An 11,111-nucleotide genomic window follows, 5' to 3' on the forward strand; every position below is an offset into this window, starting at 1 on the left:
ATCTCTATAGCAACGTCAAGGAGAAGCGCGAGGTGTTGCAGATGTGGTCAAATCACATCGAATGGCTGATCAAGCAGGCTGCGGATGACGCTCTGGCGGCGTAGCTGCTGGCATGGGCGGAAGATGCGGCGCAACAATCGTCAGAGCCTCATCGAATTGGAGATCATGCTTGACCAGCAAATGCGCGGCCAATGCTTCGATGGCTGACCAGTGATCGAGTACTAGCCGGGCCGTGCGATCTTCGATCCGCCTCCAACGGGGGCGGCGCGGCATCAGGAACCGCAACTCACCATAGATTCGCTTGGCATCCGCGTAGTCGCTGCTCCCCTCATTCCCATCGGACGCATTCATCGCCATATCGCGCGGGTCCAGATAGCCTTCGAATGCGGATTCTGCAAAAGGACCTGCCAGACACGCAACTATCTCTTGGATCGCTTCATCGCGTTGGAAATGTCGATCCATATCGTTCTCGAAAATCGGCTTTAGCTCCGAGGTGAATCCTTGCGCTGAATAGAAAACCGTGCCTTCGACAAAACCACCGCACTCTCCGTCACCGGCGTCGGGGTAAATACTAACACTTGAGAAAGCAGGGAGTTCACGGTCGTCGTCGAACATCTGACGGTGCAAAACGATGGCGGCCACCGCGTGCCCGGCTTCGTGATGCGCCACAGACGGGAGAAGATATTGGGAGGCTACATTCATGCGGTGCGGCTCTCAGATCTAGTTTCCATCCAAGCCCTGATATCGGATTCAAGCCATGCGACTCGGCCGGGGGAGATGCGACGCCGCTTAGGGAACAGGCCTGCCTTCAGAGTCGCGCGGTCGCGCTCGAACTGCGTTCCACTGAAGTGCTTCAGGGTCTTTGCCGACTGGCCGGCGGCCCAGGCAAGTGCCCGCTCGCCTTCCACATCTTCAAGCCAAAGATAGAGATCGTCGTCGGGAGCATCCAGCGTTGGACGGACATCAAATGCGTTCATGTCCGGACAGCCTTCAGAAAGAAGGGATAGAGGCTTCCGTTTGATCGGGAACGCTTAGTGTTGGTAGCGGCGCCCACATGTTCGAAAAGCGTGATCATTGATGAGTTCTTCCAGTCGGTGCGGCATCGCAGTGCTTTTGCGCATAGGACCGCAATTGTCGTGCCAACTGGGAAAATCGTTTCGGAACAACGTGATCGCTCTGGCAGCGTTGTGTCAGATGTCCGACATCGTCGAGAATCCGACAACGAGTGCTCCTCCTAATCACCGGATCAACCTCCGGCGCCAGTCGGTGACACCGCATTCCTCTGTCTTTCCAGGAGACGGCGTGGACATCAATGCCGTTCCTCACCGAACCCGCCTCCTAGCCCTTCGCCCATACGTCACGGCCGCCCCCCGGTTTGGCTTCAACCTGAAGGATTACGGCGTCCTCTTCGCAGAGAAGATCGGGTTGTTCGTGGCGCGCGCAGCGGAGCCCAAGGAGCTTTTCTGGGTTGCGGATACTGGCATGTCGATATTACGACCGTGTGTCCTTCGACAAGCTTGGTGGCTTCTTCAACCAGAATCTCGCCGCGGAGATCGAATCGTTATCTGCGCCGCAAAGTGCGGCCGGTGAGCGGCGTGGCCCTGCGTTCCAGTTGGCCACGGTCCTCGCTGGGACGAGCAAGTAAATGGCTTGCGCAGCAACGGTGCGATCACACCTGGAGCACGGCGTCATCAGGAAAGCGCCATCCTTGTGCGCCCACGACACCCTGGTCGCCATCGGCCGCATCGCGGGGGGGCACTGTGGGCGATAACCATTCATTGATCTGGGCGATTGAGGGTTCTGCCGGGGCGCTATTGCTGCTCGGTAGGGCTGCGGGCTGGCGAGTCTACCAAGGCGAGCAACGACAGGCGAGACGGCAGACATTACGTGACGGAACTTGATATTGCAGTGCAGCAAGCGTAGAGCACCGCGCGCTTATCGGAGTGTCGTCCATGGCCCTTACCAATGCTGGTAACGAGGCAGAACCTGTCGAACAATCGAGCCATTCTGAGGTCGAGCAGCACAGCACCAAGGCGCTGATGTTGGGCGCACTAGGTGTCGTTTATGGCGATATAGGCACCAGCCCGATCTATGCATTTCGCGAGGCGTTGCATGCATCAGCGGGTGGCAACGTCGCCAGCCGTGGCGACATCCTCGGCGTACTCTCGCTGATCATCTGGTCCCTGACGATCACCGTGACGATCAAATACATCATGTTCGTGCTCCGCGCCGACAATCGAGGCGAGGGCGGAGTGCTGTCGCTTATGGCGCTGGCGCGCAACAGTTTCCCGACCTGCTCTGCGGTGATCCTCGGCATCGGCATCGGCATCGGCATCGTCGGCGCGGCGCTTTTTTTTGGCGACGCCGTCATTACGCCGGCAATCTCGGTACTGTCGGCGGTCGAAGGTATGAATGTCGTCACGCCGACGTTCCAGCCCTATGTGGTGCCGCTGACACTGGCCATCCTGGCGATCGTGTTTGCGGTACAGCGGTTTGGCACCGGCGGCGTAGGATTGGTGTTCGGACCCGTTACCGCGCTGTGGTTCCTGGCCATCGGCCTTTCCGGGCTCAACCACATCATGGACGACCCGGAAATCCTGCTGGCAATCAGCCCGCATTACATCGTGTCGTTCCTGGTCAACTCGCCTGACGTCGCCTTCGTTACGGTTGGTGCAGTCTTCCTCGCCGTCACCGGAGCCGAGGCGCTCTACGCCGACCTCGGCCATTTCGGCCGCAAGCCGATCGTGCTCGCCTGGCTGGCGATCGTGTTCCCTTGTCTGTTGCTCAATTATGTCGGGCAAGGCGCCTTCGTGCTGGCAAATGGCGGCGTTGTCGGTCATCCGTTCTTCGAGATGAACCAGGGCTGGACGCTTATTCCGATGGTCGTGCTTGCCACGGCGGCGACCGTGATCGCCTGCCAGGCGGTGATCTCCGGCGCCTTTTCGCTGACCAGGCAAGCGGTACAGCTCAACATGCTGCCGCGTTTCGTCATCCAGCACACGTCGGAAAAACAGTCGGGCCAGATCTATCTGCCGCGCATCAACCTGATGCTGGCGCTGGTGGTGATGCTGCTGGTGGTCGGCTTCGGCGAATCCAGCCGGCTGGCCTCGGCCTACGGTATTTCGGTGACCGGCAATATGCTGGTGACGAACATACTGCTTTTTGTTGTGATGACGCGCATCTGGAAATGGCCGCTCGGCGTCGCGATAGCCTTAATGGCGGTGTTCGTCTTCATCGATACCGGCTTCTTTGCAGCTAACATCGTCAAGGTATTCGAAGGCGGCTGGGCCTCGCTTGCCATTGCCGCAGTGATCGTGATGACCATGTGGACTTGGATAAGAGGCAGCAGGTATCTATTTGACAAGACGCGCAGGAACCAGATTCCGCTCGATTTCCTTGCGGGCAATCTGTTGAAGAAGAAACCGCAGCTGGTGTCCGGTACGGCCGTGTTCCTGACCAGCGATCCCGCCAGTGCGCCGACCGCGTTGATGCACAGCCTGAAGCACTACAAGGCGCTGCACGAACAGAACGTCATCCTCTCTGTGGTGACGGCGCAGCAGCCCGTGGTGCCCGACAGCGAGCGGATCAAGATGGAAACGATCAATGAGCTGTTCATGCGGGTGACACTGACCTTCGGCTACATGGAACAGCCTAACATCCCGCGTGCGCTGGCGATCTGCCGCAAGCAGGGTTGGAAGTTCGACATCATGACGACGTCCTTCTTCCTGTCGCGTCGCTCGCTCAAGGCGTCACCCAACTCCGGCATGCCGGTGTGGCAGGACAAGCTGTTCATCGGCTTGGCGCGCACGGCCGCCGACGCGACGGAGTATTTCCAGATCCCGACCGGACGTGTGGTCGAGATCGGAACGCAAGTGGCCGTTTAGGTATGCCCGGTTAAGCAGAATCAATTGGCATTTCGCGAGCCGGTGAATGCCTGACCGGGCGGAGGCCACGATGCTTGCGCCAAACTGGGGTCCGGTTCCAGGCCTGAAGCTTCCGGCCCCGAAAGCCGTCCTTTACGCCTGCGATCATTTCCGTTCCGCATTGTCTTGCCGACCCACCAGTCGAGATGCGCTGAAACGACCTCGCCGGGCAGCAACTTATCATTTGAACCTAATCGATGTGCCGCAAGTCCGACCTTCATTCTTCAGTTCACAGGCTAGCGTTGCCAAAATCGGCGTGCCGCCTAACCGGCGCCGCACCGTGACCTGTCAGGATGCTATGCAGGCGCGAGGCAGAAGCTGGCTCGAGGCCGCCGGCCTGGTGCTGGTCCGGCAGCGGCCGGGCTCGGCCAAAGGCTTCATGTTCCTCTGGAGGATGAGACGGGTGCGGCAAACGTCGTCGTCTGGGTCAAGATCTCTCGAGAAATTCCGGCGCGTGCTTCTTGCTTCGGCCATGCTCGGCGTCCGCGGACGCATCCGACGGAAGAGGAGGTGGTGCACCTCGTCGCCCACGAGCTGACCGATCTGTCGGCCGGGCTGGCCAGCGTGGGAAACCGCAAGACGCCGTTTCCGTTGCCGCACGGCCGAGGGACGAGGCTCATCACGGCGGATCGGGCATCGATCCGCGCGGCATGCCGAAGGGGCGCGACATCGTCGATGCAGTATGACCATATCGACCCTATCAAGTTCAAGACGCGTAACTTCCGGTAGCGCTTCCGGAGGCCACTTCAGCAGCATGTTGTGCACACTTTTGTCGGACCCTGTTAACTGCCGATTGGCAGCAGGTCACCCCGTGCCGGATCCCAAATGTCGTCGCTCTCAAGCGCAACGACTGCCCGCACCCTTTTTAAGTCAGCGAGCACCTCCACCGCCGGACGCCGCCCCGTTTCCTGAGCCGCGGCGTAACGGGTGTATTTGTGACTGTCCGGCTCAAACCACTTCAACGATTCCAAAGTAGCCATGGCATCGCCCTTGCGGCTGCGCGTGATGCGAATGATCGTGATCCCATCCTAAGCGCTCGCGTCGAATGGAGACACGCTGCCAACGCTTCATCTGCTCTACCCCATCTTTGTTCCAAGGCGGTCGGATCATCTCAATGAGCCCTGCCTCGGGGTGGCCAAAGCATGCATATTTATCGTTCGGCCCCGCATCGAATTATCATCTGCGATGTGGGACTCGATCTTGGGTTGGCGACGGCTTCGCTCCGGGAGTAGACGTCGGACCACTGATAAGTGCCGGACCTTCTCCACAATTTCTCGGCGGACTCATCGTGAACGCTCGATTGGACGTAAATGCGGTTCGCGGAAACGCAGGTCTGGCCGGCATTGCGGAACTTCGCCTGGACCGCACCGTCAACAGCACCGTCAATGTCGGCATCATCGAAGATGATGAAAGGTGCATTGCCGCCGGTTTCAAGGCTGACCTTCTTGATCTGGTCAGAGCACTGACGCATCAGCAGCCGTCCGACCTCGTTCGAACCGGTAAAGCTGATCTTTGGAATTGGTGCAGAGTTCACGGCCCACGCGATCACCTTCGGACGCATAGATCAGGTTGACCACGCCATCGGGAAAGCCGGCCTGATGGCGAGAGCAAACATTGCACCTAGCCACGCCACGATAAGATCGAGCGCGGCTTCGTTGCGTGCGGGTCTGTGGTCAGTGGAGGGCGGAGGAAAAGCGCTCGGCGTGCTCGCCCTCGCGATACCACTGGTTCGCGCCGGCAAGCGCCAGTTTCTGAGGCAAATCGCCGAACAGCTGGTAGAGCCTTACTCTCAGGGCTTGGCATCTATGTCGCCTACGACCGCCACATGCAGCCCGTCGCGTGCGAAAGCGGCTTTGTGGAAGGCGCTTAGATCGGAGGGCGTTACGCTAGTCAGCCTCCCTTGGGCGGTCTCGAATACGGATGCGTGCGTAGATTCCGCGCCGCCAGGCCAGCTCGGCGATCGCATGAGGTTCGCGCTCATTGGCAATGATTTCGGAGAGAAGCTGGGCGCGTATGCGGTCGAAAAGTGCTGGTGTAGCCGGATGCGGGTCCCGCCGCCGAGAATGTCGGCCAGCAGTCGAGCGCCGCGGCCCCGCACCAGGGACCGCCCATGAATGACTCATGCGAGGCGTCTCAAGGCTGTCCGCGATCCAGCGCCAGATCTCCGCCTCGCCCGAGACGCGCAGAGCTGGCCGGTTGTGCAGGAGCCGTCGGCAATATCCGCCTTCCTCGTTCGGATGGGTAACGCTTGCGATACGGAGTCTTGACTTTGGCAGTCGCTCTGTGACATTACCTATATAAAGTTCGAAAGAAGGCGATATGGATCATGCATAGGTCACAGAGACCCGAATGAAGGCAACGTATAAACGCACCTATTCGCGCTACGCGATGGAAGCGCTTGGCCTTTTCGGTAAGACCATCCGGCTTGGCCGGATGCAGCACCGGTTAACCGCACAGGAGTTAGCCGAGAGAATCGGTGTTTCACGCAGCACCCTGCAGCGCATCGAGAAGGGCGATCCCAAAGTCGAAATCGGACTGATGTTCGAAGCTGCTGCCATTGTCGGTGTGAAGCTGTTCGATGCCGACGGCAATGGCATCACAGCCCTCACAGGCCGCATGGACGATCGCATCGCGCTGCTGCCGAAGCACGTCTACAAGGCCGGCAAGCAGATCGTCGATGAGTTCTAAGGTCCCCAAGTACGACGAAGCCTATGTCTGGGTCTGGCTGCCGGGCGAGACCGCGCCGGTTGTCGCCGGGCGGCTATATGCCCATGACGGACTCGTCAGCTTCAACTATGGCAGGAGCTTTCGTGAACTGGGAAGCGCGATCCCGCTTTATCTCCCGGAACTGCCCCTGAAGGCAGGCGAATTGCCTTTGCTTCCTGGCCTAACCATGCCGGGATGCATCCGCGATGCTGCCCCTGATGCCTGGGGACGACGGGTTATCCTAAACCGCAAATTCGGTGTGAAGGGCGATGAAATCGCGCGGCTCGATATTTCAGAACTGACGTTCTTGCTGGAATCAGGCTCGGACCGCATCGGCGCGCTCGATTTTCAGTTTTCGCCAATGCATTACGAGCCGCGCGCACTGGCCAATGCCACTCTCGAAGAGCTTGTCCAATCGGCGGAGCGGGTAGAGAAAGGTATTCCGCTCACCCCCGAATTAGATCAGGCGCTGCATCACGGCAGCTCGATCGGCGGCGCAAGGCCAAAGGCGCTGATCGAGGGTGACGCCGTCAAGCATGTCGCGAAATTTTCCTCGTCTGCCGACCTTTACAGCGTCGTCAAAGGAGAATTCATAGCCATGCGGCTTGCCGCCTTGTGCGGCATCAGAGCGGCATCCGTCTCGCTCGTTCGCGCCGCAGGCAACGACGTGTTGCTCGTCGAGCGATTCGACCGGATCAAGGTCACGGGCGGCTGGCAACGCAAATCCATGGTCTCAGCGCTGACGATGCTCGCGCTCGATGAGATGATGGCGCGTTACGCCAGCTACCAGGATTTGGCGGAGATCATTCGCCACCGATTCACCGCGCCGTCGGAAACTCTGCGCGAGTTGTTCAGCCGCATTGTCTTCAACATACTTTGCGGCAACACCGACGATCATGCCCGCAACCATGCGGCATTCTGGGACGGCGCTAAGCTCACCCTCACGCCTGCGTACGATATTTGTCCGCAGGCCCGCAGTGGCCAGGAGGCCAGCCAGGCCATGCTCATCAGCGGCAATAACCGCATGAGCCGGATAGCGTCCTGCCTTGAAGCGGCGCATCACTTCCTGCTCAGCGCGCCGGAAGCTCTTGCGATTGTTGAAGGCCAGCTCCGATGCATTGCGGAGAATTGGCCGCGTGTCAGCGAGGAAGCTACGCTATCCGGCACAGATCGCAATCTGTTCTGGGGCCGACAGTTCCTCAATCCCTACGCTTTTACGGCGCTGGAAGGAAGCGCCGACGTTCTCCGCGCTCTGGCTGACGAACTACGCAACAGTGTTCACGCCTGATCCGGCGCTGGATTTCGGACAAGCTCGGCAAGCGCAAGACGCCCACAATATCGACAACCCTTGCCGTGCCAGGACGAAGATTGAACAAACGGCTCTTCAACAGTGACAACGTGCACTGCGGAGAGATGTGGAGCTGACACCGCAAAAGCCCAAGACGCGCGACTTCCCGCGATACAACTCCACATAACTGAGCGTCTACAAGCGGTGCAGCCAGCCAAACATCCAGCCATCAAAGCGATGATCGTCTGATCTTTTGCCGATGACATCACGTCGGGGAAGCCTTGTTCGAGCGCTTGCCGCTTCATATCGATACCGGCCTGGGCGTAGCGCATCGTTAGTTCAGCCCGAGTGGCCTGGCCATCGACTGATGGTGGCGATGTCAACACCCGCCTTGACGAGGTGGATGGCCGTCGTGTCCCGCAAAGGGCGATGATGGATGCTTTTTTCCGCCATGGTGGTTCCTTCGCCCGCAGCCATGTGTGCGCAGCAAGTATGGAACACCGAACCGGGTGAGCAGTGTGGGGCGGTCGTTGCTTTGCTCGGCGGGACAGGGCGATACCAGACGAAGGTCACAATCGAAGATTCAGGATCCCTGAACTCGTGCATCCGTATTGAACATCAGCGAAAACAGAGCGTAATCCCGCTGTCCAGAAGGCGTGCGGCGGACGATACGCGCCAGGACGCTCTTGATTTCCGGGCTCATCGAGATATTCGACAGGTGCCACCCACGCGCCCTCTTGAAGGGAAGTGTCACCACCAGTTGCAGCGTATCCTAATATTCGGGGTGCTCCGAAATCAGGAACCGCGCAAAGGCATGCATCGCCGCCAGCCTTGCATTGCGGGTCGCAACTGCCACGCTCGACCTCAAGTGATGTGAGAAAGCTGCCCATCCTGTCGGTATTGATGTCGGAGACCGCTTCTTCTTTCAAGAATATCTTCCCGCTCTCCCGCGGCATGAGCCCGTGGCATGCTTCGGCCCAATGCTGTGGATTGATGTTTCTTCATGCCACAACCTCGCTGACGAGACCGCCGAAAGCCCCTTCAAAGCGGTCGGTGGCGATCTCTCGCAGCTTTGGAAGGTAGTGCATTGATTTTTCGTGGAATGGGGACCCTGTTTAAAGGGTGATTTTCGTCCAAACGGGACCCCTTAACGATGGGGTCATCAAGATGCCTCCGGCTTGATCGGAGGCATTTGTGTTTTGGATGTTGGTTTTAGAGACGATTGCAAAGATACGTCGGCTGTCGCTGGTCCAGGGGAAGTCGATCAAAGCGATCTGCCGTGAGCTGAAGATCTCGCGCAAGGTGGTGCGCAAGGTCCTGCGTTCTGAGGAGACGCAGTTCCGCTACGAGCGCAAGCACCAGCCCTATCCCCGCATGGGAGCTCGGCGTGAGACGCGGGACCGGCTGCTGTCGGCGAATGCGGCCAAGCCGCAGCGGGAGCGGCTGCCGGTCGCTTCGACGGCTTCCATTGCATTCCCCCGTCGGTGTCGAAGACCTGCACGGTGCGCTTCGACAACAACAAATACTCGGTGCTGTCGAGTGCCGTCGGTCGGCCCATCGAGATCCATGCTTATGTCGATCGGATCGCATCCGCCAGAGGATGGCGTGGTCGTGGGAGAACACGTTCGCTCCTTTGGCCGCAACGAGGTCGCCTACGATCCCTGGCACACGGCGCGCGCCGTTCCTTGGCTGGGTCGTGCGGTCGGCAATGGAGAAGGTGCGGCGCAGCTCAAGGCGGTTGATGACGTCGACCGGCAGATGGTGTTGATCCTCACCTGGGTGCTGACCGACGGATTGAGCGCGGTCGAGGCCGCCTGTCAGGAAGCCATCGAGCACGGTGCATCGTCGGCGCCGGTGATCCTCAACATCCTGGCCCGCAGCCGCGATCCGGCGCCGGGCACGATCCTTTCCATTCCCCAAGCGCTGAAGCTAGCTCACGAGCGGTCGCCGACTGCACCCGCTATGACAGTCTCAGGAGGACAAACAGCCATGGAACGCACCGAGGTACTGGAACTGATGGGAGCGCTGAAGCTCTACGGAATGCGCAGAGCCTATGACGAGATCATGGGCGCGTCGCCATCAAGCGACGGCACGAGCCGCCCAGGATTGTCGGTGATCTCTTGCAGGCCGAGATATCGGAGAAGCAGGCCCGCTCCATCAAATACCAGTTCGCTGTCGCCAAGTTGCCGCTGGCCAAGGACATCGACGACTTCGACTTCGCCGACACGCCGGTCACCCCCTGATGCGCGATCTCGCCCGGCCGCGCCTTCGTCGCCGATCAGCGCAACATCGTCCTGGTCGGCCGCCTTCACGGGTCACCCAACTCGCGCGGAAGGTCGACCGCATTGCGACGGGCGCGTGTCGACTTCCCAACAATGTCAGACAGGAGACGCAACGCTATCGGAGCGATCGCATTGCCCGAAACGATTTTCCCAGTTGGCACGACAATTGCGGTCCTATGCGCAAAAGCAAACTAGACCTGAGAGCCGCACCGCATGAATGTAGCCTCCCAATATCTGCCGCTTGTGGCGCATCACGAAGCCGGGCACGCGGTGGCCGCCATCGTTTTGCACCGTCAGACGTTCGACGACGACCGTGAACTCCCTGCTTTCTCAAGTGTTAGTATTTACCCCGACGTCGGTGACGGAGAGTGCGGTGGTGTTGTCGAAGGCGCGGGTTTTTATTCAGCGCAAGGATTCACCTCGAAGCGAAAGCCGATTTTCGAGGACGATATGGATCGATGTTTGGAACGCGATGATGCGATCCGGGAGATAGTTGCGTGTCTGGCAGGTCCTTTTGCAGAATCCGCATTCGAAGGCTATCTGGACCCGCGCGATATGGCGATGAATGCGTCCGATGGGAATGAGGGGAGCAGCGACTACGCGGATGCCAAGCGAATCTATGGTGAGTTGCGGTTCCTGATGCCGCGCCGCCCCGATTGGGGGCGGATCGAAGATTGCACGGCCCGGCTAGTACTCGATCACTGGTCGGCCATCGAAGCATTGGCCGCGCATTTGCTGGTCAAGCATGCTCTCCAATTCGATGAGGCTCTGACGATTGTTGCGCCGCATCTTCCGCCCATGCCAGCAGCTACGCCGCCAGAGCGTCATCCGCAGCCTGCTTGATCAGCCATTCGATGTGATTTGACCACATCTGCAACACCTCGCGCTTCTCCTTGACGTTGCTATAGAGAT

The 11,111-nt window shown here is 59.4% G+C and carries 7 protein-coding genes and 4 pseudogenes; 7 read left to right on the top strand and 4 right to left on the bottom strand.

From position 1 onward, the window contains the following. Window positions 1-69 precede the first annotated feature (69 nt). Complete coding sequence (locus ENZ74_RS09235) at window positions 70-702, bottom strand: hypothetical protein (protein ID WP_063169290.1); 633 nt, start codon at window positions 700-702, stop codon at window positions 70-72. Continuing rightward, window positions 699-977, bottom strand: a complete 279-nt coding sequence (locus tag ENZ74_RS35685) for an AlpA family phage regulatory protein (protein ID WP_063169289.1) — start codon at window positions 975-977, stop codon at window positions 699-701. Before ENZ74_RS35685 ends, ENZ74_RS09235 begins: the two co-directional genes overlap by 4 nt. A gap of 975 nt (window positions 978-1,952) precedes the next feature. Between ENZ74_RS35685 and ENZ74_RS09245 the strand changes: the two genes are divergently transcribed. Beyond that, on the top strand, window positions 1,953-3,884 hold the full coding sequence (locus ENZ74_RS09245) for a potassium transporter Kup (protein ID WP_063169287.1): 1,932 nt from the start codon (window positions 1,953-1,955) through the stop codon (window positions 3,882-3,884). Window positions 3,885-4,191: 307 nt separating this feature from the next. After that, window positions 4,192-4,652 (top strand): annotated as a pseudogene (locus tag ENZ74_RS09250) (OB-fold nucleic acid binding domain-containing protein); the annotation flags it as partial. Window positions 4,653-5,164: 512 nt separating this feature from the next. On the opposite strand, the pseudogene ENZ74_RS34370 reads toward ENZ74_RS09250, so the two are convergent. Further along, a pseudogene (locus ENZ74_RS34370) lies at window positions 5,165-5,661 on the bottom strand (aldehyde dehydrogenase family protein); the annotation flags it as partial. Between the two features lie 611 nt (window positions 5,662-6,272). Here ENZ74_RS34370 and ENZ74_RS09270 point away from each other — a divergent pair. Both ENZ74_RS09270 and ENZ74_RS09275 read left to right on the top strand, forming a co-directional pair. Then, on the top strand, window positions 6,273-6,611 hold the full coding sequence (locus ENZ74_RS09270) for a helix-turn-helix transcriptional regulator (protein ID WP_063169282.1): 339 nt from the start codon (window positions 6,273-6,275) through the stop codon (window positions 6,609-6,611). After that, window positions 6,601-7,917 carry a HipA domain-containing protein gene (locus ENZ74_RS09275; RefSeq protein ID WP_063169281.1) on the top strand — a complete coding sequence of 439 codons (1,317 nt, stop codon included), beginning with the start codon at window positions 6,601-6,603 and terminating at the stop codon, window positions 7,915-7,917. Before ENZ74_RS09270 ends, ENZ74_RS09275 begins: the two co-directional genes overlap by 11 nt. Window positions 7,918-8,486: 569 nt before the next feature. Here ENZ74_RS09275 and ENZ74_RS09280 read toward each other — a convergent pair. Continuing rightward, complete coding sequence (locus ENZ74_RS09280; protein WP_126066776.1) at window positions 8,487-8,846, bottom strand: hypothetical protein; 360 nt, start codon at window positions 8,844-8,846, stop codon at window positions 8,487-8,489. 516 nt (window positions 8,847-9,362) lie between these two features. Between ENZ74_RS09280 and ENZ74_RS35025 the strand changes: the two are divergent. The 3 genes and pseudogenes from ENZ74_RS35025 to ENZ74_RS09295 all read left to right on the top strand — a co-directional run. Beyond that, a pseudogene (locus ENZ74_RS35025) lies at window positions 9,363-9,896 on the top strand (IS21 family transposase); the annotation flags it as partial. Between the two features lie 10 nt (window positions 9,897-9,906). Then, window positions 9,907-10,220: pseudogene (locus ENZ74_RS09290) on the top strand (ATP-binding protein); the annotation flags it as partial. Between the two features lie 192 nt (window positions 10,221-10,412). Further along, window positions 10,413-11,042, top strand: a complete 630-nt coding sequence (locus ENZ74_RS09295) for a hypothetical protein (RefSeq protein ID WP_063169279.1) — start codon at window positions 10,413-10,415, stop codon at window positions 11,040-11,042. The last annotated feature ends 69 nt before the right edge of the window (window positions 11,043-11,111 follow it).

Origin of the sequence: Mesorhizobium sp. M7A.F.Ca.CA.002.15.2.1 (assembly GCF_003998715.1) — a bacterium.
In the GTDB taxonomy this organism is placed as follows: domain Bacteria; phylum Pseudomonadota; class Alphaproteobacteria; order Rhizobiales; family Rhizobiaceae; genus Mesorhizobium; species Mesorhizobium ciceri.